Source organism: Arthrobacter sp. SO5, assembly GCF_020532805.1.
Classification (GTDB): Bacteria; Actinomycetota; Actinomycetes; order Actinomycetales; family Micrococcaceae; genus Arthrobacter.
Genome location: NZ_MQTQ01000037.1, coordinates 1 through 23,666 on the forward strand (window position 1 = coordinate 1; position 23,666 = coordinate 23,666).

Below are 23,666 nucleotides of genomic sequence, written 5' to 3' on the forward strand. Positions count from 1 at the left end.
GGGTGCGGCGGGTGCGGGTGCGCGCAGCCCGGCGCCGAGCTGCGCGAGCAGCTCGGCGAAGTCCGGGGACTCTGTGGACAGGCCTGCGTTGGCGGGCCGGTGCATGCTGACCTCGGCCGCGTCCGCCTCCTCGAGCAGCGCTGCGATGGCGGCACCGTGGAGTTGGTGGGCCGGGGCAGCCGGCGCACGCGAGCTGGTGCGGGCGGGCACTTCGCCTGCGGCGGCATCGGCTGGAATTCCCTCGGCCAGGACGTCGGCGTCGGGAACAACTTCACCGGTGACAACCTCGCGGCCCGCAACCACTTCGACCATTGCCTCGTAGCGGTCCCCGGCGAACAGCCCGGCGATCCCGGGGCTGATCACGCGTTCCGCGGAGACGATGCGGACGCCGGGCCCGTGCTGCTTTTCCGCCTTGCGACGGATCTCCTCCAGCGAGGATCCCTTAAGCCGAAAGTGGTTCGGCATGGCGTACGACTCCTACTGTTTCGATCCGGACATTGGCTGAGGTGACTTCGCGGTAGGACAGCACGGGCACTGAGCCCGGCTGGGATCCCACGAGCCGGTGGATGGCCGGCCGGAGCGCCGGAGCGCAGACCAGCACGGCCTGCCGGTTGGCGGCGGCCGCGGCGTCGACGGCGGAGCCCACGGAGCGCAGCACGGCGTCGAGCCGGTCCTGCCCCATCACGATCTGGCTGCCGCCTTCCGCAGGCCGCATGTCCTCGAGCATGTGCTGCTCCAGGAGCGGGTCGATCATGATGACGTTGAGCACGGGCCCGTCCATGAACTTGGCCGTCAGCGCCGGGCCGAGGGCCTGGCGGGCAGACTCGACCAGCGATTCCGGGTCGGTGGAAATCTTGGCGCGGAGCGTGAGCGCCTCGTAGATGCGGGCGAGGTCGTTGATGGGGACCTGTTCGTCCAGGAGGCCCTGGAGAACGCGCTGCAGTTCGGCCAGGGAGAGCAGTGCCGGGGTGAGCTCGTCGACGGCGGAGGGGCTTTGTTTCCGCACGCCCTCGGTCAGGACCCGGACGTCCTCGCGGGAGAGCAGCCGGGCGGCGTTGGCCGTGACAATCGAGGACAGGTGCGTCACGAGGACGGAGACGCGGTCGATCACGGTGGCGCCGGTCATCTCTGCGTTGTGCCGCATCTCCGCCGGGATCCATTTGCCGGCCAGGCCGAACACCGGCTCGATCATGGCGATGCCGGGCAGCGAATCGAGGCTGTCGCCCAGGGCGAGCATCTGGCCGCTGGGCGCGGTGCCGCGGCCCGCTTCCACCCCGGCGATCCGGATGGCGTAGCTGGACAGCGGCAGGTCCACGCTGTCCCGGGTGCGCACGGGCGGAATGACCAGGCCCAGCTCCATCGCGATTTTGTGCCGCAGCGACCGCACGCGCGCCAGCAGGTCATCAGAGGCGCCGGAGACCATGTCCACGAGGTCCGGGGCCAGCAGGATCTCCACCGGATGGATCCGCATGTCCTCGAGCAGCTTGTCGTTGGGATCCATCTCGGGGAAGTTCAGCGCCGTCGCCTCGGCGTCGCGGCTCAGCTCGTCCTGCTTTTGCCTGGCCGCGATCCGGCGGGACGCGAACAGCAACCCCGCGCCGACCAGCACAAACGGAATGGGCGGCATGCCGGGGATCAGGGCCATGGCGATCGCGGCGACGCCGGCGATCATCAGCGCGTTCGGTGACTGCATCAGCTGCGTGGACGCGGTGCGGCCCATGTCCGATTCGGCGTTCGAGCGGGTCACGATCATGCCGGTGGAGACGGCCATCAGCAGGGCCGGGATCTGGGTGACGAGCCCGTCGCCCATGGTCAGGATGCCGTAGGTGCTCACGGCGTCGCCGATCTCCATCGAGCGCTGCACCATGCCGATGGCGATGCCGCCGATGAAGTTGATGATGATGATGATGAGGCCGGCGATCGCGTCGCCCTTGACGAACTTCGAGGCTCCGTCCATGGCGCCGTAGAAGTCGGCCTCGGCGGAAACCTCGGCCCGCCGTTCGCGGGCCTGCGTGTCGGTGATCAGCCCGGCGTTAAGGTCGGCGTCGATCGCCATCTGCTTGCCCGGCATGGCATCAAGGGTGAAACGGGCACCGACTTCGGCGACGCGTTCGGCACCCTTGGTGACCACCACGAACTGGATGACCACGAGGATCAGGAACACCACCGCGCCGATGATCATGGAACCGCCCACGGTCACCTTGCCGAAGGCCTCAATGACCTGGCCGGCGTAGCCCTGCCCCAGCACCAGCCGGGTGGAGGCCACGTTGAGGCCCAGCCGGAAGAGCGTCGCGACCAGCAGCAGCGAGGGGAAAACGGAGAAGTCCAGGGGCTTCTTCACGAACATGCTGGTCAGCAGGACCAGCAGCGCCAGCAGAATGTTGCAGACAATGAGGAAGTCCAGCAGCGGCGGGGGCACGGGAACAACCAGCAGCAGCACAATGCCCACAATGCCGATGGGCACCGTCAGCGGGGCGAGCTTCTTGATCATGGTGCGGTCCTTTCACAGACGCTGCTTCGAAACGTGGTCATACGGTGCTTGCCATGGCGCTTCCCACGGCAGGGGCCGCGCTGCTCATGCGGTGCATCCCGGAGGCGGCGCCGCGGGCCTTGAGCGCCATGACGAAGGCGAGGACCCCGGCCACGGCGCGGTAGAAATCCACCGGGATCTCCTGGCCCAGCTCGCAGGCGCCGTGCAGTGCCCTGGCCAGCGGGATGTCCTGGACCATCGGCACGCTCTTCGCCTCGGCCTCTTCCCTGATTCTCGCCGCAACATGGCCCGAACCCTTGGCCACCACGCGGGGCGCGGACTTTCCGGGTTCGTACTTCAGTGCCACCGCCACGTGCGTGGGGTTGACCAGGACGACGTCGGCATCTCCGATCGCCGAGATCATGCGGTTCCGGCTCATGGCCATCTGCCGTGCCCGGCGCTGGGACCGGATGAGCGGATCGCCTTCGCTGCTCTTGTTCTCGTCCTGGACTTCCTTCTTGGACATCCGGGTCTTCTTGCGGTTGCGCCGCATGACAACGAAGAAGTCCGCGGCCGCCAGCACGATGCCGGCCGCCACGGCGAACTGGATCAGCGAGGCCACACCGCCGCCGGCGAACTGCACGACGCCGGACACGGGCAAGCCCCCGGCGGTCAGCAGGACCGGAACCAGCCCCTGCACCACGCCGTACAGGACCAGGCCCACCACGGCGGTCTTCAGCAACGCCTTGACCCCGCCCCAGACCGCCTGCATGCCGAAGACGCGCTTGAGCCCGCCGAGCAGTTTGAAGTGCTCGAAGTCGGCCTTGAATTTCTTAAAGTGCACGCCGCCCTGCAGCGCGGATCCGGCCAGGACCACCACGAACACGACCAGCAGCATGGGGCCGACGATTCCGGCGATGGCGGCGAGGCCGTCTTCCAGTGCCTTGACGGCTTTGCCCGGGTCCGGCGCCGCCACGATGCTGCGGACGCTGAAGAGCTGGTCCGTGGCCGCGTTGGCGGCACGGGCGATGGTGGCCGGGACCATGACGGCCGCGGCGCCGATGCCGAGCCACGCGGTGAGGTCCTGGGACCGGGAAAGCTGGCCCTTGGAGCGGACCTCTTTCATCCGTTTATCGGTGGCTTGCTCGGTTTTTTCCTGTGAATCCGCCACTAGCCCACCCCCAGGACTGACTTGGCGGCCTGGCCGGCGAGGCTGGAAACGATGCGGGGCAGCGCGAGGAACATGAAGCCTGCCAGCGACAGCGTCAGGAGGATCTTGAGCGGGAAGCCCAGCGAGAAGGCATTCAGCGCCGGAGCCACCCGGGTCAGGAGGCCCAGCCCGACGTCGGCAAGGAACAGCACCACCACCAGGGGTCCGGCGATCTGGACCGCAGCGAGGAACATGCCGGTGACCGCCGTCGTCATGGCCTGGACCGGCTGGGCCAGATCGATGCCGCCGGCAAGCGGCAGGGCCGCGAAACTCCCCGTCAGCCCGGTGATCACAAGTTGATAGCCGTCCGAGGAGAACAGCAGCGCCAGCGCCGCCATCTGCAGGAGCCGGGTGAACTGCGCGCCGTTGACCATCATCTGCGGGTCGAAGGCCTGCGCCATCTGGAAGCCGCTGAAGAGGTCGATCAGGCTGCCGGCGGACTGGATCGCGGCGAAGATCACGAGGACGAGGAACCCCAGTGCCAGGCCCGTGACGAGCTCCAGGACAACCCCGGTAAGGAAACCGGCGGTGTCCCGGGCCGCGTAGCCGACGGAAACCCGCTGCGAGACGGCCAGGCCGAGTCCGAGTCCGAGCATGGCCTTGATGCGTCCCGGGAACGCCTGGTGGGCGAAGGGCGGTGCCACGATCAGGAATGCCGTCATCCTGACGGTGGCCAGCAAAAGCACTTCCAGCCACGTCGGGTCGATCGGAATGCCCACCTCACAGGCCTCCGAGCAGGGACGGGATCCTGGCGAAGAGGTCGTTGGTGAAGGAGACCATCTCCGAGATCATCCAGTGTCCGCAGATCACGAGGGCGATCGCCACGGCCGCTGCTTTCGGCACGAAGGACAAGGTGGCTTCCTGCAGCTGGGTGATGGATTGCACCAGCGCGATGGCGAGCCCGACCACCAACGCCGTCACGAGGACGGGTGCGGAGAGTTTCGCGGCCACGATCATGGCCTGGAGGCAGATGTCCAGGACGGCGTTGGCGTTCATCCGGTGCCCGCATAGCTTTGGATGAGCGAGGTGATGATCAGCCCCCAGCCGTCCACGAGGACGAACAGGAGGATCTTGAACGGGAGCGAGATCATGACCGGCGGAAGCATCATCATGCCCATCGACATGAGGGCCGCAGAGACCACGAGGTCAATCACGAGGAACGGGATGAAGATGACGAAGCCAATGATGAACGCCGCCCGCAGCTCGGAGATCATGAACGCCGGGATCAGGCTTTGCAGCGGCACGGACTCGGGCGTCGCCGGGTTCTCCGCGCCCGAGGCCCGGGACATCAGGGCGATGTCCTCCTCGCGCGTGTGGGCCAGCATGAACTGCTGCAGCGGGCCGGAGGCTGCACTGACGGCACCGTTGAAGTCCAGCGTTCCGTTCAGATAGGGCTGGATCCCGATCGTGTTCATCTCGTTGATCACGGGCCACATCACGAAGATGGAGAGGAACAGCGCCAACCCCGCCAGCACCTGGTTCGGCGGGATGGACGGCAGTGACAGCGCGTTGCGGGTCATGGCCAGGACCACGAAAATCTTGGTGAAGGACGTCATCATCAGCAGCAGCGAAGGCGCCACCGAGAGCAGCGTGATCCCGATCAGGGTCAGGACGGCGGTGGACGGTTTGCCGTCGAGGCCGTTGATTTGGATGTTGACGTCGCCGCCCGGGTTCGCCGGATCCACGGGGGCGACCGGCGGGGTGGGGTCGACGGGCGCGGCGTGGCCGGCCGAGGCGTTCAGCCACAGCAGCAGGACCGCGAGGAGGACGGCGGCGAGCCCCAGCACCAGGACCCGGGCGCCCTGGTTCCTGTCGGCCGCAGCCGCCGCGGGGCGTGCGGGACGGGCGGGGCGTGCGGGACGGGCGGAAAGACGGCGGATCAATTGCGCCGTCCGCTCCTGAGAGCGGCAGCGGCCTGCTTCCAGGTGGAACCGGCAAGAATGGAACCGTGCATGGGCGGGTGGCCGGAACCCTGGCGCGTTGCGGGGCCGCGCGGGTGGGGATCGCGGTGCAGGGTGCTGCGCCGGGACAGCGGGACGCCGTCGGACGCGGCACCCGCGCTCTCCCCCGCGCCGTTGCCGGGCTCCCCTGTGGCCTTGCCGGACGCATCCGGGGTGTCGGCCTCGAAGCTGTTCCGGCCGCCGGACAGCGGACCGAAGCCGGAAAGGATGCGGGCGAACTCGCCGGCACCGCGGCGGCTCTCGGGAGCCGACGCGTCTTCCGTTTCCGGCGGGATCTCGCCCGTGTGCAGGACGTTGACGGTGTGGTCGGTGACGCCGAGCAGGAAGCGCTGGCCGGCGGCGTCCACGACCACCACAGAGGCTTTCTGGCCGACGCTCTGGCGGCTGACGACGGTCAGGGCACGGTCAGCCCGCCGCCGCCCGGTGCCTTTGCCGAGCCGGCGTTGCAGCACCCACATGAGGCCAAGCACCGCGCCCAGGGCCACGAGTACCCGCAGCCCGAGGATCAGTGAGTCCATTCAGCTGAGCCCCTCGGCCACATCGAGGATGCGCGTGATCCGGACCGCGTAGTCCTGGTCCAGGACCACGACTTCGCCGTGGGCGATCAGCCGGCCGTTGAGCAGGACGTCCGCGGGCGCGCCCGCCGAGCGGTCCAGTTCGATGATCTTGCCCGGTTCCAGCGAGAGCACGTCGCGCACCGACATCCGGGTGCGCCCGATCTCCACGGTCAGGGCCATCTCGATGTTGTTGATCCGGCCCAGGCGCCCGGCGACGGCGTCGCCGCCGGCGAACACGTCGCCGCCGCGGTCCTGGCCGGCGCTGTGCTCGCGGAGCCGCACGGCGAACCAGGCTGCGGGGCTGGTGCCGTCGGAGAGTTCAAAGACGGCAGTATCGGGGTCGGAGAGCAGCCCGGAGGCATCCGATTCGCGGAGGTCGCTCAGGACGCCGGCGCCGAAGACGGAACTGGCGCTTTCCATGGCCGGGCGGAGCACGTCGGTCACGGAAACGACGCCGAGCTGGCTCCCCGTCATCCCGCCGGCGGCCTCGTCGAGGAAGGTGCGGTCGCTGAGCATGAGGGCCAGGTCCGCGGTGACGGAACCGACGAAGGTCGCGGTGACGGCCTGGCGGGCATAGGCCGCGGCTGCCCGTGCGGGGACCAGCGCAACAACCTTGAGGGCCACCGGGCTCGGCAGCTCCTCGACAAGCCGTTCCGCCGACGATTCGTGCCTGGTCAGGGTGATGCTCATCGCTGATTCTCCTCGATTGTGACAATAACTGCGGCCGCCCGGGATCCGTTGCGCGCCGGTGCGGCGGTGGCGAGCCTGGTGCCGTTCAGGGTGAGGTCAAACGGGCGGTTTTCCAGGTGCGGAAGGGTGAGGACGTCACCGACGGCGAGGCCAAGGATCTGGCTGGGGGTGACGAACGACGTCGACAGCCGCACCGACAGTTCCACCGGAACCCGTTCCAGCTGAGCGCTGACGCGCACTGCGGCGTCGCCGCGGTTGTCGGTCGGGTTGACCTTCTTGAGCCGCCCCAGCAGGATGGCGGCCGGGACGGCCAGAGTGGCCGGGGCACTCATATCGCCGACGTTCATGGTGAATGCCGCGACGATCATCAGTTCGCTGGGCGCTGCGGCCTGGGCGAACTGGGAGTTGTACTGGATGGTGTCCACCCGGACGTCTTCGCTCAGCAGCGGGCCGAGGGAGTACCCGAGGTCCTCGAGGGCCTCGTCCATGAGCCCCTTGACCAGGGCCTGCTCGATCTGGGTGAACTTGCGGTCCGGCATGGGCCCGTCCTTGGACGCTCCGAGCATGCGGTTCACCCAGCCGAGGGCCGCGGGGGCGGGGAACTGCACAACAAGCTTGGAATCGTGGGCCTCGACCGTGCACAGCACCATGGCGGTCACGGCGGGCAGGGAGGCCGCATACTCGTCGTAGCTCTGCATCGTGACATCGTCGAGCCGCACCACGGACTTGACCCTGACCTTGGCGGTCAGCTGGGTGCCCCACTGGCGGGCGAAAGTTTCAAAAGCGAGTTCGAGGACGCGGCTGTGTTCCCGGGCCAGCGTCGCGGGACGCCGGAAGTCGTAGAGGGTTACGGCCCGCTCCCGTACTACTTCCCGCTCATCCAGAACACTCACGGTTGCCACTATCGGCAAGGGATCCGCCGCCGTAAGCAATCCGCCCGCTATTTCTGGCTAAGCTTCAGTGCTTCCGGGATCAAGGCCCTGACGACGTCGGGCTGGTCCGAGATGATCACAATGTCCACCCGGCGGTTGCGTTCCATGAGTTCCGGGGTGGAATCGTCGTTGACCTGCCGGGCGGAGCCGAACGCGACCGCGCCGATGGTCGCCGGCGGGATCCCGCCGCGGTCCACCATGTAGCGCAGCACGTTGACCGCGCGCGCCGAGGAAAGCTCCCAGGTGGAGGGGTAGGCGGTGATTCCGTTCGCCGCGTGGCCTTCGACCATGATCTCCAGGGCTGCCGGGCCGAGGATCGGGGAAATGATCTGCAGGACCTGGGAGGCCCGGGATGTCAGCTCGGGCCGGTCGGGTTCGAAGAATGCCTGGGACCCGACCAGCTTCACCGTCAGGCCGCGCTGGTCGATCTGGAACTCGACGTTGTCGCTGAGTCCGGCGGCGGCCAGGCCGGCCTTCATCCGCTCTTCGAGGGCGTGCAGCCGGTCCACTTCCTTGAGGGCTGCTGCCATCGCGTCGGGTGCGGCCGGGGCGAGGGCGGTTTTCTCGGCGGCGAAGGACTCCGAGTCCTTGTCCGCGAATTCCGGCGGCACAACCGTTCCCGAGGCGGTGTCCACGGTCTCACTTACGGTCGCACCAAAGCCGGTAGCCAGGGAGTTGCGGAGCTTCTCGAACTTATTGGCGTCCACCGTCGACATGGCGTACAGCACGATGAACATGCACATGAGCACCGTCACCATGTCCATGTAGGAGGCCATCCAGCGTTCGTCGACGTGGTGCTCCTCCGGCTTCTTGCGCGGGCGGCGTCGGGAACTCACGCGGCCTTGTCCAGGTTGTCCGCGCCCTTGTCGGCGTCCTTCTTGCCGCCGCCGGAAGCTTTGAGCTGGTGTTCGGGGACCATGGACCGGAGCCGTTCGGCGAGCAGCAGAGGCTGGGCGCCGGACTGCACGGCCAGGACGCCTTCCATCAGCAGCGTCATCCGTTCGATGTCCAGCTCGGACAGGCGTGCCATGCGCGAGCTGAACGGGAGCCAGATGAAGTTGGCGGAGAGCAGGCCCCACAGGGTGGCGATGAACGCGGCGGCGATCATGTGCCCCAGTTCGTCGGGCTTGGAGAGGTTTTCCAGGACGTGGGTCAGGGACACCACGGTGCCAATGATGCCGACGGTCGGGGCGTAGCCGCCCAGGCTGGCGAAGTACTTCGAGTTGGCGTGGTCGCTTCGCGATTTGGAGTCGATCTCATCTTCAAGGAGCACCCGGAGGTCCTCGGCGTCGGTGCCATCGGCGATGTTCTGCAACGCCCGGGCCAGGAAGGGATCCTTGACGCTGGCGGCCTCTTCTTCGAGGGAGAGCAGACCCTCCGCACGCGCCTTTTCGGCGAAGCGGACAATCTGGTCGATGCTGTCCTGGGGCCGGGACGTCTTGCCCATGAACATCGCCGGCAACGCCTTGAAGGCCTGCAGCGCGTCCTTGAGGGTGTTGCCGGCGAGGCCCACCGCGAGGGTGGCACCAAAAACGAGGATCATGGGGGCCGGCAGCAGGAGGGACGTAATGTTGGCGCCCTCCAGGGTCACCATGGCGATGACGGAGCCAAAGGCGAGGAGCAGTCCGATGACTGTAGCGGGATCCATGGCTTACTTTCTTGGTTGCTCTGGCGCGGGGCGGCGGGCGTCGTCCTCGGTGTCCGACGTCGGAACCAGGCTTAACGGGTACCCCGTGACTGCGGGAAAATCCCGCGCCTTGCTGAGGACGTAGGCCCGGTAGTCGGCAATGAGTTCGACCACTTCCGCGAGGCTTTCCAGGACCACGTACGCCGCGCCGTCGAGCGTCACGAGGTGGGTGTCCGGGCTCTCGTGGATACGCTCGATCAGGTCCGGATTGATCGCGAAGCGCGTTCCGTTGAGGCGTGTGACAACGATCATGGGCCGATTCTGCTTTGTTAGTCTGCTCAGCGTTGCTCAGCAAGGGGAAAGGTGTTCTCCTCCTACTGTCGGCATGGCCGCCTGCTTCGTTAGGCGGCTGTTACGAGCAGTTCCGGTCGTACCGGATCCCGGCAGCGGTCCCTTCGCCAAGCGGCTCAAGGGTATCCGCCCACACGTTGGTGGCCAGGCCCGTGACGGTGCTGGCCCGGCAGTCGATGATGCGCACGGGGTACTTCGAGTTGTTGCCGAAATCGAACTGGTTCCGGCCCAGTTTGTTCGCGCGGACGGTCACCGCGATCGCGGGGTAATCGGCGTTGTCGATGACGATGCTGCTCTGGCCGCCGTCCAGCCAGTTATTGTCGACCACGACGCCGGAGAGCCTGGCGACGTTCTGCTGCAGCAAGATCGCCGCGCTCGCGTGCTTACCGTGGGCGCTGGCTTTGCTGCCCGGGCCCCGCACGGTGGACGCGATCACGTGGTTGCCGGTGATCCGGATGTTCTCGCCGCCCTGGACCTGGATGCCGTCGTTGTGGGTGCCGTCAGCATGGGCGGGGTCATTGCTGAAGTAGCTCAAGTCGTGGATGTAGTTGCCCTCTGCCACGACGTTTGCGGCCGGGGTGCCGCCCGGGCGGCTGAAGATCCCGAGCCCGTCGTTGCTGCCGTAGATATTGTTCCGGCGGGCCGTATAGTCGTGGCCCACGATCCCGTCGCGGAAGTAGGACGGCCGTTCCGGGGCAATGGTGCTGTCCTCGACCAGCAGCCCGACGACGCCGGCGTCCGTGGCGTCGACGATCCCGGTATTGTTCGCCGGGATCTGCAGTCCGCCCCGCAGCCGGCAGTTCCGGATAGTCACCTGAGCGGCCCGGATTTTGATGTCGCCCCAAATATCCAAACCCTCCAGGAGGGTGCCGTCCTTGGTGATGATCAGGTCCGCGCCTGCAGTGTTGTAGGGGGTCAGCACTGCATCCGGCTGAACCCCGATGGTGGCCTCCGGGGGGATGCCGGTGCCGGACGGTGTCACAAAGTAGGCAATGCCTGCCCAGACAATTGCCAAGACCGCGGCCATGACGGCGAACTTCAGGAAGTGCCGGCTCCTCATGAAGGACCGGCCCGCTCCCAGGTAGCGGGCCGGCCGCGGCCCTGGCGATTGGCCGCCAGGCGCAGGCGCAGTTCCTTGAAACTCGTCGAGGTCGCTCATCCCCGCGGCATTCCAGCTCTCACAGCACCGATTCTCCACGGAAGTGCCAGTCTGCGCTATGGCTGGAGCTGCCCGGTGTTCAGCGGAAACGCGACGGCGACTCCCCCACCACGGCTGGTGCCGTGGTCCGGGAGCCGCCGGGCGGGACTTAGCGCTTGAGGTTGCCGAGCTCCTGTAGGACCTCGTCGGAGGTGGTGATGATGCGGGCGTTGGCCTGGAAGCCGCGCTGGGCAACAATCAGGTTGGTGAATTCCTGGGAGAGATCCACATTGGACATTTCCAGGGATCCGCCGGCGAGGCTGCCGATTCCGGGGTCGCCGGCCGCGCCGAGCTGGACGTTGCCGGAGTTGGCGGTGGCGACGTAGGAGGATGCGCCTGATTTCTCCAGGCCGGCGGGGTTGGTGAACTTGGCCAGCGCGATCTTGGCCAGAACTTGCTTCGTGCCGTTGCTGAACGAGCCGATCAGGGAGCCGTCGTTGCCGAGCGTGAAGGACTCCAGCTTGCCGACGGCGGAGCCGTTCTGGCCGCTGACCGTCAGGGAACTCATGCCGGCGAAGGACGACACCTGGCTCACATCGACGGTTTTGCCGGCGACATTCAGCTTGCCCGAAGAGGTCAGCTTGCCGTCGGTAAAACTCATCGAGTCAGCAATCGTGGCTCCGCCATCGGCCGACACGCCCCAGGAAGTGGCGGACTGCTGCACGAAGGTGAGGGTCAGGTCGCTGGGGGCGCCGACGGCGTCGTAGACCTTGACGACGCGGTCGAAGGATGCCGTGCCGGCCTCTGCGGGCAAGTTCCCGTCCAGCGTCACCGTGGTGGTGGGGGTCGCGACCATGGTGTTGGGGTTGAGCGTAATGTCGCCGATGGCGCCGGCCTGGTTGACCACGCCGTTCTGGGCGGTCCAGCCCTGCAAGATTCCGCCGTCGGGGCTCACCAGCTGGCTGGCGGCGTCGAACGTCATGGATCCGGCGCGGGTAAAGAGCTGCTGGCCGCCCTTACTCGTGACGAAGAAGCCGTCGCCGGAGATCATCATGTCTGTGGCGCGTCCGGTGCTCTGCGAGGAGCCCTGGGCGAAGTTGGTGCTGACGCCGGCGACGCGGACGCCGAGGCCGATCTGCGCCGGGTTGCTGCCGCCGGACTCCCCCTGCGGCGCGGAGGCACCCTGGGTCATCTGCGAGAGGGTGTCCTGGAACTGCGTGGAGGACGCCTTGAAGCCGGCCGTGTTGACGTTGGCGATGTTGTTGCCGGTGACGTCCAGCATGGTCTGGTGGGCGCGAAGGCCGGAGATTCCGGAGTACAGCGAGCGGAGCATGGGAACTGCCTTTCTACGGGTGGAAAACTTGTCAGGAAGCGGCCGGCGCGGTGAGCCCGGTGATGGAGTCGAGAGGGATGGAGAGTTCGCCAATCTTGACGGTCGGGACTGCTCCGGAGTAGGACACGGAGCTGGCGATACCCGTGCCGGTAGTGCCGTCGCCCAGCGTGTAGCCGACGGAATGGCCGATCAACTGCGCGGCGGCCTGCCGCATTTGAAGGGAAAATCCTTCCTTGCTGTTGGTGGTCAGTTCCTGCATTTTCTCCATCATGGAGAGCTGGATGGTCTGGCTCATCATCTGGTTGGTGTCCATGGGCGCGCTCGGGTTCTGGTTCTTGAGCTGTGCCACCAGGAGGGACATGAAGACGTCCGAATCCATGGTCTGCACGGGCGCGCGAACGGCTGCTGCCTTCGAGGTCTCCCCCGCGGCCGTGACCGGCTGTGGGGCGACAGGCTGTGGGGCGATGGGCTGAATCGTCATGAGTCGCGTTCCTTCGTGTCAGGCAAGAATGTCGAGGGTGGTCTGGGGGCCGTTGAGGATTCTGGCGTTGCGCAGGGCCGCACCGTCCGCCAGGGCGTCCCACCGGTGGCCGGTGCGCGGTTCGTCCGGAGCGTTACGGTTGCCCTGCCCGGAGCCGCTGCCGTCCCGTCCGGAGCCGTTCCGGCCTGCCGCGTCCTGGCCCGTGCCGTCCCGGGCCGTGGTCCCGGGTCCGCTGTGATCGGAGACGTCGAGGCTCGCGCCGAAGCCGGCACCGGCAAGTTCCTTGCGAAGGTCCGGCAAGATCCCGCGGATCGCCTCCCGGCCCGCGTCGCCGGGCGCGAAGAGCTCGATGCGGACGCCGGCAGCATCGATATGTGCCCGGACCGTCATCGGGCCCAGGTCTTCCGGAGACACCTTCAGGGTCATGACGTGTTGCCCGTGCGGAGCCCCCGCCAACGTGAAGAGGGGTTTGGCGAGCTGCGGCTGGAGCGTGGCACCGGGCTGGGACGGCGCCTGGGCTGCGGGCTGCGCAGCGGACGGCGCTGCCGCCGGAGTCGGCTGGCTGGTCGGCGGCGTGGCGGCGCCCGTCGCGGCCGCGGCCGCGGCGAGTGCGTCGGAGGGTGTTGCGGCGGGGGTGTTCTCGGGACGGACGGGGCCGACGGGCATGCTCTCGGCGGTCGCGACGGCGGCGAAACTGACTGCGGCGCTGCCTGCGGTCACGGCGGCCGCGGCGGGAGCGAGAGCTGCCGGAGCTGCCGGGCTTGCCGGAGTAGCGGGAGCTGCCGGAGCTGCCGGGCTTGCCGGAGTAGCGGGAGCTGCCGGAGCTGCCGGGGTAGCCGGAGCTGCCAGGGTAGCGGGAGCTGCCGGGGTTGCGGGAGCTACTGGGGTTGCCAGGGTTGCGGGCAGTGCCGGGGCAACGACGTGCGACGGCGCGGTGCCGAGGATTGCCGTGGGTGCTACGTCCTGAATACCCTTTGCAGGCATCCCAAGTGGAGCGGCGGTGCCGGGCGCAGGCGGCGGTCCGGCGGACTGCTGTGCCGCGACGGCGGCGGCCGTTGACGCAGTCACGGGCTGCAAGCGGGGCGTCTGTCCGGTCGCGGCGTCCGACGCCTGCGGAGCGGCCGGCGGTGCCGTAGTCGCAGCCTGAGTGTTTCCGTTCAGGAGCGCTGCCGGGACTGCAAGGCGGGGATCAGGTCCGGGCGTCGCTGCCACGTCCGCCGCAGGGGTCGTCGACGGCTCGTGGCGGCGGGTGGCCGGAAGGCCAAGTGCCGCTGCCACGACGTTCTGCTGGGTGCCCTCGAGGCTGGCGGCCACCTGCGCGGAGCCGGCAAACGCGGAGCCGGCAAACGCGGAGCCGGCAAAGGCTGCGGCGTCACGTGCTGCGGCAGCGGCGGCGTCCTGCCCGGGGGCAGAAGCGCCTCCGGCAGGCTGCGCAGCGCCGTCGGACGGCTGAACAGCGGCGTCGGCGGGGCCGTCACCCGAGGTGTCGGCGTCGGTCACCTTACCGGGAGAAACGCTGTGGACGTCGTTGAAGACGGCGTCGAAGGAGCCCGCGTCGGGGCTCCCTGCCTCGGAACGCGAGCGTGTGCCCTGCTGGGCGCCCCGGGCCTGCAGGGGCGGGGCCAGCGTGGCGGCCAGATCCACGCCTTTCATGACCCAGCCCCTGCCGGGACGATCCGCCGGATGGATGTGAGGTTGGAGTGCTGTTCCCAGGCGTCGCGGATCTGGATGGTCTTGCCCGGAACTGGGGCGTCGATCGCCTTGCCGTTGCCCAGGTAGATGGAGATGTGGTCCCCGCCGAAGCTGACCAGGAGGTCCCCGGGCTTGGCCTCGGCCAGCGAGGCCACGGGCGTGCCCTGGCGCATCTGGTCGCTCACGACGCGCGGAATTTCGACGCCAAGGTCCTTGAAGACGCGTTGGGTGAAGCCGGAGCAGTCCATCCCGGTGGCGGGGTTGGTGCCACCCCACACGTAGGGAACGCCGATGTACTTCTTCGCCATGGCGACGACGCCGGTCCCCGTTGCGGCGCCTGCGGCAGGGGCGGTGCCGGCAACGGGTGCGGTGCCGGGCGCGGTGAGCCCCTTGAGCGCGCTGACCGCCGTCGTGCTTCCCAGCCCCAGGTTGTTGGCGAGCGAGGAAACATCGGTCCCGGCGGTCCCGCCCAACGCAGCGGTGAGCGCCTGGGTGAAGGAGGCGGCGTCGCCGCTGCCCGTCCCGGTGGCGAGGGAGGTTGCTGCGGCGGACTTCAGGGCGGCGGCTTTGCTCTCCGCGGCGGCGGCGGGCTTCGTCAGCTCCGAAATCATGGACTGGATGCCCTGCATCCGGCCGATTGCCTCGGTCATGCTCATGACTTCACCTGCTGTTCGTCGCGGTGCCAGAGCGTCGAGGCGATTTCGTCCAGGGCCGACTGCTCGACGCGGAGGTCCTCGGTGGTGACCTCAGCGTGGTGGCGGGCCTGCAGCTTTTCGAGGCCGACGGAGCGGGTGCGGGCGGCGATGAACTCGCTGCGGGCGGCCGCTTCCTCGGTCTCGGCGATCTTCCCGAGGTTCTGCAAGTCGGCGAGCATGCTGTGCGACGAAGACCGGGCTGCCGCAATGGCCCGCAGGGACGCGGAGCCGGAGATCGGCTCGTCCGTGGCCGCCAGTTCGCGGCGGGCGGCGGCTTCACGGGTCCGCATGGAACTGGATCGCGAGCGGGCTCGGGCCAGGCCTGAGGCGGCCTGGTCCTGCTGGATCTGGCGAAGGCGCAGTAGCCCTGCCAGGGAGAATTCGCGGTTCATGCTGCGGCTCCAAGAATCGATGTGAGGTGGCCGAGCCGCATCCAGGACTCGGGGTGGGCCGTGGATTCGTCCATCGGCTGCTGCAGGAAGCCGTTAACTTCCTGTTCGTGGTCCAGGGCCGCGTCCACGAGCGGGTTGGTACCTGTCTGATAGGCGCCGACGTCGATCAGGTCCTGTGCCGCCTTGCGGGCTGCCAGGACCCGGCGCAGGGACGCCGCTGCCTCGAGGTGCGGACGGGAATTGACCTTGCTGGCGACGCGGGAAATGGAGCCCAGCACGTCCACAGAGGGGAAATGCCCGGTGACGGCCAGTTTCCGGTCCAGCACCACGTGGCCGTCGAGGATGGAGCGGGCCGCGTCGGCGATCGGTTCGTTGTGGTCGTCGCCGTCGACCAGCACGGTGTAGATGCCGGTGACGGACCCGGTTTCGGCGGTGCCGGCGCGCTCCAGTAGGCGGGCCAGGATGGAGAAGGTCGACGGCGGGTAGCCTCGGGTGGCGGGAGGCTCCCCGGCGGACAGGCCGATCTCGCGCTGGGCCATGGCCACCCGGGTGAGCGAGTCCATCATCAGGACCACGTCCTGGCCCTTGTCGCGGAACGATTCGGCGATGCGGGTGGCGGTGAAGGCGGCACGCATGCGCATCAGGGCCGGTTCGTCCGACGTAGCGACCACGACGACGGAGCGGGCCAGGCCGGCCGCGCCAAGATCATCCTCCAGGAATTCGCGGACTTCACGCCCGCGCTCCCCCACGAGCGCGATCACCGACACCTCGGCGTCCGTGCCGCGCGCGATCATCGAGAGCAGGGAGGACTTGCCGACGCCGGAGCCGGCGAACAGGCCCATGCGCTGGCCCTTGCCGAGGGTGGTCATCGTGTCCAGGACCCGCACCCCGGTCTGCAACGCCGTGTCGATGCGCGCGCGTTTCATCGCGTTCGGGGCTTCGTTGTCGATGGGCACGCGGGGTCCGCTGTGGAGCGGGCCCTTGCCGTCGATCGGCCGGCCGAGGCCGTCGATGACGCGGCCGAAGAGTCCCGGTCCGGTGGGGACAAGAACGCTGCCGCCCTTGGCCCGGACGGGATCTCCCGCCGCAACACCGGCCAGCCGGCCCAGCGGCATGCAGCGCACAGAGCCGTCCAGGGCCGCCACCACTTCGGCGTCGAGACCCGGGTTCTGCCCCACGGTCAGCAGATCGCCCAGCGCGCAGTCCAGCCCGGATACTTCAAGTCCCAGGCCCATGACCGAGGTGACGACGCCGACCCGCTGGGGGGCGGCAGCCTTGAGCGCTTCGGCGTAGTCGGCCCGCTTGGGGCGCCATTCGGTGATCATGGCCGGCCTCCCGGGGCACTGTCTGCCCAGCCGTGGTCCCCGAGGAGGGCGGCGCGGGCGCGGGCCAGGGCGGAGCTGAGGCTCGCGTCGAGCCAGCCCTGCTGGTATTCAACCTTGGCGTCCCCGCGGCTCAGCGACTGGTCCGCGATCAGCGGCAGGCCGGCGGGCAGGTCCTGGCCCTCCTTGGCGAGCACCTCGACGTCGCGCGGGTTGAGCCGGATGGCCAGCACGGTGGCGGCGTCGTTTCCGGCGAGGGCACGGTCCAGGGCGGCGCGTGCCGTCCTGGTGCCTTCGGCCAGTTCGTAGCCCAGGATGGCCTCGGCGAGTTCCAGGGCCGTGCGGGCCAGGACCTCTTCCGCGTCCTCCAGGGCCTGAACGTTGCGGTTGGCGAAGTCGGTCCTGGCCACGGCGAGGGCACGCACGGCACGGTCGAGGTCCTGCTGCCCGGAGGCCAGCGCGGCGGCCTGTTCGGCTGCCATCCGGTCCCGCCAGCGGCGCTGTTCCTTGGCGGCGGCGCGGACGCCGGCAGCATAGCCGGCGGCGTGGCCCTCGGTGTAGCCGGCCTGCTCGCTGGCAGGGCTGCTCGAGCGCAGGGAGGGGAAGACGATCCGGGCCGGAGCGCTGCCGGCCGCGGACCCGTCAGTAAACATAGTCTTCTTCATCGCGGTGGATGGTGATCTCGCCTTCGGCATCCAGCTCGCGGATGGAGCGGACGACGGCGGCGCGGGCCTCTTCGATCTGCGAGGTGCGGAGCGGTCCCAGCGCGGCGATTTCGGCTTCAAGGATTTCCAGGTTGCGGCCGGAGACGTTGGTGGTGATGGCTTCGAGGACCGCTTCGGAAGCGCCCTTCATGGCGACGGCCAGCACGGTCGAATCCAGCCCGCGCAGCACCAGCTGGGCGTCCCGGCGTTCCAGTTTCACGATGTCGTCGAAGGTCACCATCTGGGCCCGGATCTCGCCGGCGAGCTCCGGATTCAGCAGGTCCAGGCCGTCCAGCACGGAGCGTTCCGTGCTGGCGTCGGCCTTGTTGATGATTTCCAGCAGCGGCTGGATGCCGCCCACCACCTTGGAGGCCTGCTGCGAGACGGCGGCCCCGCCGCGCACCTTGAGGGTTTCGGCGACAATCCCGATCGCTTCGGGCGCGCCGGAACCCATGGTGGCGATGCACAGGGCGACGTCGGCCCGGAGGGAGCCGGGCAGCCCGGACATGACGGTCGAGGCCTTCCGCGGGCTCAGGTGGGCCAGGACCAGCGCGATGGTCTGCGGCAGTTCGCCGTCGATGAGGGCCAGGACCTGCACCGGTTCAATGTCTTCGAGGAATTCAAAGGAACGGCCCGCCACGTTGACCGCCAGGCGGTTGATCAGTCCGGCCGCCTTCGCTGCGCCGAACGAGGCTTCGAGGAGGTTTTCGGCCAGTTCCCGGCCACCCCGGGCCTGGCGGGGCGCGGACAGGGCGCTTTCGCGGAATTCGGTCATGACCTGCTCGGCCACTACCGGGTCCACCTTGCGCAGGCGCACAATCTCGGCGGCAATTTCTTCTGCCTCAGAGTCCGTGAACTGCGCCATCACGCGGGCGGCGTTGGGTGGGCTCATCTGCATCAGGACGACGGCGGCTTTTTGGGTGCCGGTGAGGGTCGAATCGGCGAGTTTCATACCGGCTGCCTGTCATCCATCAGGCCGCGGAGGTAGTCGGCGACCTTTTCGGGGTTGTTCGCCACCATGCTGTCAATCTCGAGGCGGTGCATCTCGTCCTCAAGCTGGGAGGGCGACGGCTGCAGCGGCGGCAGCGCGGTCATCGGGATTGCCGAGGTCATGGGCGGTGCTGCGATCGCGGAAACGGCAGGCATGACCGGCAGCAAGTCCAGGTCCAGGCGCTCGCCGAGGTCCACGGGTTCGCGCTTTTGGCGGCGCCGCAGCACCAGGGCGATGACGAGGGCCAGGATGAGCAGCCCCAGCAGGATGCTGCCGGCGGTGATCAGCGTCCCGAAGAACGCGGCCTGCTTCTTCGCTTCCGCCTCGGCTTTGGCGGCCTCCAGGGAGGCGGCGGCCTGGTCCGCGGCTGCCGTGCTGAACGGCACCACTTCCACAGTCACGACGTCGCCCCGGGCGGTGTCGATCCCGGCTGCGGCGGTGACGAGTGAGGTCAGCGAGCCCAGGTTCAGCCCGCCGGCGGCGGACTGGTTGACGGCCACCGAAATCGTCTGGCGCTTGACCGCACCGGGCGGAATCACCCGGTCCTCGGTGACTTTGTTGACGGCGTTGTTCTTGGTGGCGGTCGAGGAGTCGAAGCTGCCGTTGCCGCTCGTGCCGCCGGGAACGGCGATGTTGTCCGGGCCGAGGACGCCGGCGGCGCCTCCGCCGGTTCCGGTGTATTTCTCGCTCTTGGAGGACTCGCTCAGCGGAAGCGCACCCTCGGCATTGGAGAAGGTTTCGCTCTTCTGCTGGGCGGACTCACCGGTGACATCGGCGGCAACTGCGACGGTGGAGTTTCCGGGACCCACTACGCGGTCCATCACGGCTTTGACCGCGTCGGACGTGCGCTGCTGGTAGTCGCTGGCCTGCTTGGTTGCGGACCCGGCCGCGCCGCCGCCGACGGAGGACAGGACGTTGCCTTGCGAGTCGACGACGGAGACGTTGGCCGGCTTGAGGTTTTCGATGGCGGCGGAGGTCAGGTGCACGATCGCCTGGACCTTGTCACCGGAGAGCGTGGTGCCGGGCGCGGTTTCCACAAACACCGAGGCGGTGGTGTCCGGGGTTTTGGACACGAAGACGGTCTTTTCCGGGATGGCAAGGCGCACCGCGGCGGTCTTGACCCCGTCCATGGCCGTGATGGTGCTCGCGAGCTCGCCCTCGAGGGCCCGCTTGTAGGTGATGGACTGCTGGAATTCGGAGGAGGTGACACCCATCTTGTCGAGCAGGGAGTAGCCGGTGGCGGCGGCCGTGGGCAGCCCGGCGGCGGCGGCCTTGAGTCGCTCGTCGTAGACCTTGGCCTCCGGCACCAGGATCGTGGAGCCGCCGTCGCTGAGTTCGTAGGGGACGTTGTCCTTGCGCAGCTGCTCCACGATGCCGTTGGCGTCGGTGTCCTTGAGGCCGGAGAACAACGGCGTCATGGTGGGCTTGGAGAGCCAGGCGGACAGGGCGATGATGCCGACCACCAGGAGGGCGGCACCGATCACGGCGACGGTGCGCTGGCCGGTGGTGAATCCTTTGAGGCCTGATCCAAAGCGCTGGAAGAAGCCGGTAATTTGCGGAGGCATCAGGCCTGCATCCTCATGATCTCGTTGAACGCGTCGACGCCCTTGTTGCGGACGGTGGCAACGAGCTCGAGCGTGATCTGCGCGCGGCTGGCCGCGATGGTGGCGTTGTGGATGTCATCCAGGTTGCCGGTGACGGCAGAGACAGCGAGCTCTTTCGACGTCGACTGCAGCTGCTGGAGGTTATCCACGGCGCCGGTGAGCGAGGCGCCGAAGGCGGAGCCGTCAGTGCCGGGGACCGCGCCCGCGCCGGAAAGGTAGTCCGTGGGCATGACGCCCTGGACGGGGGCGATGGGGGTAACAGGCATTAGGATCTTCCGATCTCAAGGGCGGCAAGGTAGGTCTCACGGGCGCGGTCCACAACCTGCGCATTGGCCTGGTAGCCGCGCTGGGCAATAATGAGCGCACCCATCTGTTCGGCCATGTCAACGTCCGGGTACTTCACGTTGCCGTTGGCATCCGCCAGCGGGTGGTCCGGCTGGTACACGACCCGGCCCTCGCCGCTGCCGAGCTGGGTGCTCTTGACGTACACGCCGGTACCCTCGGACCCTTCGGCGGCTTCCACGTATTTGGCCTGGAAGGCGGGACCGCTGGTGCGCGAGGCGTTGTTCATGTTGGCCAGGTTGTCCGAGACGGCGTCGAGCCATTTGCGGTGCACGGTCAGGGCGGAGCCGGCGATCCCGATTGCGTCGAACGTCATCAGTTGGTCCTCATCGCGGCGCGTACAGCGTTGAATTCCCCGCCGATGGCACGGGCGGCGAACTGGAAGCGCAGCACGGTGTCAATGTTGGACAGGGTTTCGGTGTCCAGGTTGACGTTGTTCCCGTTCAACTGGGTCGGCTCGAGCGACGTGCCCGAAGTGGCGCGGACGGCACCTTCCCCGGATTTCACCGAGTCGGCGAGGGCAGCCTCGAAGCTGACGCGCTTCGCGTGGTAATTCGGCGTGTTGACGTTCGCGATGTTATTCGCAATGGAGCGCTGGCGCAGCGCAAGGCCGTCCATGGCGCTGGCCAAGGCGGCGGAAGTCACGGATTCGAGCACAGTGTCCTGCCTGGGATGGTTTCGGGTGGCCGATCCGTGGCCGTCAAACGAGCGATCCGTGCTCTATCAGTGGTTATCGGCACTGCTCAGCCGCGCGTTAGGAGAAAACACGGCAGTTTTTCCAAAGATTTGAACTGAGGATATTTCAGCCGTTCACGTCGAGATAAATCGCACCGGACGGGTCCCCGACGCCGGGTACGGAGGAGACCGCGTGGAGCTGCCGGGCCACGTCCTTCCGGGCTTCCTCGAGCCGGCGGGCAACACGCTCCTGCGCGGCGGACAGGGCGAGGGCGCGCCGCCTGGCTTCAGCCGGCAGGCGGCCTATTGTTGCGGGCGGGGACCAGCGCGTCTCCGGGAGCGGCGCCACCACACCCTGGGGCGAGGAGGACAGCGGGCCCAGCGGGTCTTTCAGGGTGCGTTCAGCTGCCCCGACAGCCATCTCCAGCATGTCCAGGATTGCCGTCCAGGCTGCCAACGTGGGGTCTTCGGCCGCGGACGCTGCTTCGCCGGCATCGGCTTCCCAGTAGGCGGGCTCAGCCAAAGCCGAGGCTCCCGCCACCTGATCCGGGCTGGGTGTTCCAGGCCCCGGCTCCTGCGAACGCGGACGACGCCGGGGCGGAGGAGGCGTGTGTTGATCCGAAGGCGGCCGCGGCGGGCGGCGCGGGAGCTGCAGCGGCGGCCTCGTGCCAGGCCTGGCGCAGCGGCTCCAGCAAGTCGATGGCCTCGCGCGTCAGTGCCGGGTCGCGCTGGATATTCGCGTTGACCAGGGCGGTGAAGGCGTAGTTGTAGAGGCCCAGCAGCCCGTCCGCGCCGTCCCAGGCATCCGTCTTGAGCGACGACATCAGCTCGGCGATGATGGCTTGGCCGTGCAGGAGGTTCTCCGAGGCGACGGGCCAGTTGGCGGCCTGCTGCGCGGTTTCGGCGCGGCCGAGGTCCAGCAGGAGCCGGTCGTAGAGCATGGTGAGCAGGCGCGCCGGCGGCGCGGACAGGACGGAGTCCGCCAGGTACTGGTTCCGCTGGGCGGCGCCGCCAAAGCCGCTACCGCTGCCGTAGCCGAAGGGTTTGGTGGTCATGCTGACTTACTTCCTGAAAGGCCGGAGAGCTGGGCCGTGAGCCAGGACTGCTGGGCCTTCATGCCGCTCAGCGCCGTCTCCAGGCCCGAGTAAGTGCGCTGCAAGGTGGCTTTACGGGAGGCCAGCCGGGTGTCCCAGTCGCCAATCCGGTTAGCCAGATCGCGGACTTCGGACTGCTGGCCGGTGATCTTGGTGGTCAAGGTGCCGTTGTACTTGTCCGAGGCAGCGGTGGCCGCCGTGGCAACGCGGCCGGCAATTTCCTGCACCTTGGCTGCGGTGCCGGCGGGATCTTTGGCAAGGGCAGCAGCGAACTTCGTGGCGTCGAATTCCATTGTGCCCGTCTTGGTGATGCTGATGCCAATTTCCGACGGCGACCGCGGCGGAGTGCCCACCGGCAAGGACGCGGCGGAGAGGATGTTCTGGTTCACGGAGCGCACGGCACTGTCGCCGGCGAAGATGCCGGCCTTGGTCGAGGTGCCGCTCGTGTTGGTGGTGCTCGTGACTGCGGTCCTGGCAGCCACGTACGAGAAAATGTCGTTGACGCCGGCGACGAGATCGGAGGCTTGTTTCGTGATTGCGGCGTCGTCACGGGCTACGGTGAGCGTCACCGGCGCGGTGGTTACTTCTTTGGCGGTGACGGTGACGCCGGGAAGGACGTCAGCGAAGGTGTTCGTTGAAGATTTGACGGGCTGCGCCGCATTTCCCGCGGTCGGCCAGAGTGTGATCTGCGCGTCCTGCGCCGCCATAACGTCGGTGAACGTGGCTGCCGGGTCGGTAATAGTGAAGGCCCCGGCTTCCCCGGACTTCGTCGCGGTGAATTGCAGGCGGTATTCCCCGGCACCAACGGCTACCTTAGTGGCAGTGACGCCGGCTCCGGCCGCGTTGACGGATTTCACGACGTCATCCAGGTTGCTGGTGAGCGGCTCGATGGTGAAAGCCTGGCCGCCGCTGTTGATCGTCATGGTCGTGTAGGGCCAGCCAACCACAGCGTTGATCTTAGGTGTGACGGTAACCTGAGTCTGGGCCAGCTTGTCGACCTGAAAGTCGATCGAACCGGCCTTAGCGGCCGCCGTGGTGGTCGCTACGACCTTGTCGCTGCTCGTGGTCGCGGCATAGAGATCGAAGGCGCCGGGCTTGGCCGCGGTTGTAGCCTGGGTGGCGAGCGCGGCAACCTTGCTGTTGAGGCCCTGCAAGGCAGACACCATGGACTGGAGGTCCTGGGACTTGTACTTGAGCAGCGTCTGCGGGACGGCCTCCACCTGCATCACGGAGCTGATGAGCGCGGTGGTATCGAGCCCGCTGGCTAGTCCGTCGAGTGAGATTCCCATCGCTGCCTCTCATTGCTGCACATGTCTGCTGGTGCTTTGTGTTCGAAACTTCAGTTGTTGCGCGTAAGGGCCGGACGATGGATTGCTCTCATCGTCCGGCCCTTCCGCAGTGTCTT

28 protein-coding genes are annotated in these 23,666 nt (G+C 67.9%); all 28 read right to left on the reverse strand.

Going from position 1 to position 23,666, the window contains the following annotated elements; genetic code table 11:
- Window positions 1–465 (reverse strand): hypothetical protein (locus BJG92_RS06470; RefSeq protein WP_232083204.1); only part of this gene is annotated, 465 nt, incomplete at its 3' end.
- Window positions 443–2,491: a flagellar biosynthesis protein FlhA gene (locus BJG92_RS06475; protein WP_232083205.1), complete on the reverse strand. Its 2,049-nt coding sequence runs from the start codon at window positions 2,489–2,491 to the stop codon at window positions 443–445. The genes BJG92_RS06475 and BJG92_RS06470, both read right to left, overlap by 23 nt.
- 37 nt (window positions 2,492–2,528) lie before the next feature.
- Entirely contained in the window at window positions 2,529–3,641 is a 1,113-nt protein-coding gene (locus BJG92_RS06480; RefSeq protein ID WP_232083206.1) for a flagellar biosynthesis protein FlhB, read from the reverse strand.
- Window positions 3,641–4,399, reverse strand: a complete 759-nt coding sequence (locus BJG92_RS06485) for a flagellar biosynthetic protein FliR (RefSeq protein ID WP_232083207.1) — start codon at window positions 4,397–4,399, stop codon at window positions 3,641–3,643. Before BJG92_RS06485 ends, BJG92_RS06480 begins: the two co-directional genes overlap by 1 nt.
- 1 nt (window position 4,400) lies before the next feature.
- On the reverse strand, window positions 4,401–4,676 hold the full coding sequence (gene fliQ / locus BJG92_RS06490; protein WP_232083208.1) for a flagellar biosynthesis protein FliQ: 276 nt from the start codon (window positions 4,674–4,676) through the stop codon (window positions 4,401–4,403).
- Complete coding sequence (fliP, locus tag BJG92_RS06495; protein WP_374199764.1) at window positions 4,673–5,563, reverse strand: flagellar type III secretion system pore protein FliP; 891 nt, start codon at window positions 5,561–5,563, stop codon at window positions 4,673–4,675. The genes fliQ and fliP overlap by 4 nt, the downstream gene beginning before the upstream one ends.
- Window positions 5,560–6,159 (reverse strand): flagellar biosynthetic protein FliO, encoded by a 600-nt coding sequence (fliO, locus tag BJG92_RS06500; protein WP_232083209.1) that lies wholly within the window; start codon window positions 6,157–6,159, stop codon window positions 5,560–5,562. The genes fliP and fliO overlap by 4 nt, the downstream gene beginning before the upstream one ends.
- Window positions 6,160–6,888: a flagellar motor switch protein FliN gene (gene fliN, locus BJG92_RS06505; protein ID WP_232083210.1), complete on the reverse strand. Its 729-nt coding sequence runs from the start codon at window positions 6,886–6,888 to the stop codon at window positions 6,160–6,162. It abuts the gene before it with no gap.
- The gene (locus BJG92_RS06510; RefSeq protein WP_232083211.1) at window positions 6,885–7,781 is read right to left on the reverse strand and encodes a flagellar motor switch protein FliM; all 897 of its coding nucleotides are present in this window, start codon (window positions 7,779–7,781) and stop codon (window positions 6,885–6,887) included. The genes fliN and BJG92_RS06510 overlap by 4 nt, the downstream gene beginning before the upstream one ends.
- A gap of 47 nt (window positions 7,782–7,828) precedes the next feature.
- Window positions 7,829–8,656 (reverse strand): flagellar motor protein MotB, encoded by an 828-nt coding sequence (locus tag BJG92_RS06515; protein ID WP_232083212.1) that lies wholly within the window; start codon window positions 8,654–8,656, stop codon window positions 7,829–7,831.
- On the reverse strand, window positions 8,653–9,468 hold the full coding sequence (locus BJG92_RS06520; RefSeq protein ID WP_232083213.1) for a motility protein A: 816 nt from the start codon (window positions 9,466–9,468) through the stop codon (window positions 8,653–8,655). The genes BJG92_RS06515 and BJG92_RS06520 overlap by 4 nt, the downstream gene beginning before the upstream one ends.
- A gap of 3 nt (window positions 9,469–9,471) precedes the next feature.
- On the reverse strand, window positions 9,472–9,759 hold the full coding sequence (locus tag BJG92_RS06525) for a flagellar FlbD family protein (RefSeq protein WP_232083214.1): 288 nt from the start codon (window positions 9,757–9,759) through the stop codon (window positions 9,472–9,474).
- A 100-nt stretch (window positions 9,760–9,859) separates the two neighbouring features.
- The gene (locus BJG92_RS06530; protein WP_232083215.1) at window positions 9,860–10,858 is read right to left on the reverse strand and encodes a right-handed parallel beta-helix repeat-containing protein; all 999 of its coding nucleotides are present in this window, start codon (window positions 10,856–10,858) and stop codon (window positions 9,860–9,862) included.
- A 247-nt stretch (window positions 10,859–11,105) separates the two neighbouring features.
- On the reverse strand, window positions 11,106–12,269 hold the full coding sequence (locus BJG92_RS06535) for a flagellar hook protein FlgE (RefSeq protein WP_232083216.1): 1,164 nt from the start codon (window positions 12,267–12,269) through the stop codon (window positions 11,106–11,108).
- 31 nt (window positions 12,270–12,300) lie between these two features.
- A complete protein-coding gene (locus BJG92_RS06540; RefSeq protein WP_232083217.1) occupies window positions 12,301–12,750 on the reverse strand; it encodes a flagellar hook assembly protein FlgD in 450 nt (149 codons plus the stop codon).
- 18 nt (window positions 12,751–12,768) lie between these two features.
- Window positions 12,769–14,403, reverse strand: a complete 1,635-nt coding sequence (locus tag BJG92_RS06545) for a flagellar hook-length control protein FliK (protein WP_232083218.1) — start codon at window positions 14,401–14,403, stop codon at window positions 12,769–12,771.
- A complete protein-coding gene (locus tag BJG92_RS06550) occupies window positions 14,400–15,098 on the reverse strand; it encodes a C40 family peptidase (RefSeq protein ID WP_232083219.1) in 699 nt (232 codons plus the stop codon). The genes BJG92_RS06545 and BJG92_RS06550 overlap by 4 nt, the downstream gene beginning before the upstream one ends.
- Complete coding sequence (locus BJG92_RS06555; RefSeq protein ID WP_232083220.1) at window positions 15,095–15,529, reverse strand: flagellar FliJ family protein; 435 nt, start codon at window positions 15,527–15,529, stop codon at window positions 15,095–15,097. Before BJG92_RS06555 ends, BJG92_RS06550 begins: the two co-directional genes overlap by 4 nt.
- A complete protein-coding gene (locus BJG92_RS06560; RefSeq protein ID WP_232083221.1) occupies window positions 15,526–16,854 on the reverse strand; it encodes a FliI/YscN family ATPase in 1,329 nt (442 codons plus the stop codon). The genes BJG92_RS06555 and BJG92_RS06560 overlap by 4 nt, the downstream gene beginning before the upstream one ends.
- On the reverse strand, window positions 16,851–17,504 hold the full coding sequence (locus BJG92_RS06565; RefSeq protein WP_232083222.1) for a FliH/SctL family protein: 654 nt from the start codon (window positions 17,502–17,504) through the stop codon (window positions 16,851–16,853). The genes BJG92_RS06560 and BJG92_RS06565 overlap by 4 nt, the downstream gene beginning before the upstream one ends.
- Window positions 17,494–18,507, reverse strand: coding sequence for a flagellar motor switch protein FliG (fliG, locus tag BJG92_RS06570; RefSeq protein WP_232083223.1), 1,014 nt, complete (start codon window positions 18,505–18,507; stop codon window positions 17,494–17,496). The genes BJG92_RS06565 and fliG overlap by 11 nt, the downstream gene beginning before the upstream one ends.
- Window positions 18,504–20,111: a flagellar basal-body MS-ring/collar protein FliF gene (gene fliF / locus BJG92_RS06575; protein ID WP_232083224.1), complete on the reverse strand. Its 1,608-nt coding sequence runs from the start codon at window positions 20,109–20,111 to the stop codon at window positions 18,504–18,506. Before fliF ends, fliG begins: the two co-directional genes overlap by 4 nt.
- The gene (gene fliE, locus BJG92_RS06580) at window positions 20,111–20,416 is read right to left on the reverse strand and encodes a flagellar hook-basal body complex protein FliE (RefSeq protein WP_232083225.1); all 306 of its coding nucleotides are present in this window, start codon (window positions 20,414–20,416) and stop codon (window positions 20,111–20,113) included. The genes fliF and fliE overlap by 1 nt, the downstream gene beginning before the upstream one ends.
- Window positions 20,416–20,808, reverse strand: a complete 393-nt coding sequence (locus BJG92_RS06585) for a flagellar basal body rod protein FlgC (RefSeq protein WP_232083226.1) — start codon at window positions 20,806–20,808, stop codon at window positions 20,416–20,418. The genes fliE and BJG92_RS06585 overlap by 1 nt, the downstream gene beginning before the upstream one ends.
- Window positions 20,808–21,149: a flagellar basal body rod protein FlgB gene (gene flgB / locus BJG92_RS06590; protein WP_232083227.1), complete on the reverse strand. Its 342-nt coding sequence runs from the start codon at window positions 21,147–21,149 to the stop codon at window positions 20,808–20,810. The genes BJG92_RS06585 and flgB overlap by 1 nt, the downstream gene beginning before the upstream one ends.
- A gap of 145 nt (window positions 21,150–21,294) precedes the next feature.
- Entirely contained in the window at window positions 21,295–21,690 is a 396-nt protein-coding gene (locus BJG92_RS06595; RefSeq protein WP_232083228.1) for a hypothetical protein, read from the reverse strand.
- The gene (gene fliS, locus BJG92_RS06600; protein WP_232083229.1) at window positions 21,683–22,222 is read right to left on the reverse strand and encodes a flagellar export chaperone FliS; all 540 of its coding nucleotides are present in this window, start codon (window positions 22,220–22,222) and stop codon (window positions 21,683–21,685) included. The genes BJG92_RS06595 and fliS overlap by 8 nt, the downstream gene beginning before the upstream one ends.
- Window positions 22,219–23,550: a flagellar filament capping protein FliD gene (gene fliD, locus BJG92_RS06605; RefSeq protein ID WP_232083230.1), complete on the reverse strand. Its 1,332-nt coding sequence runs from the start codon at window positions 23,548–23,550 to the stop codon at window positions 22,219–22,221. Before fliD ends, fliS begins: the two co-directional genes overlap by 4 nt.
- Window positions 23,551–23,666 lie beyond the last annotated feature (116 nt).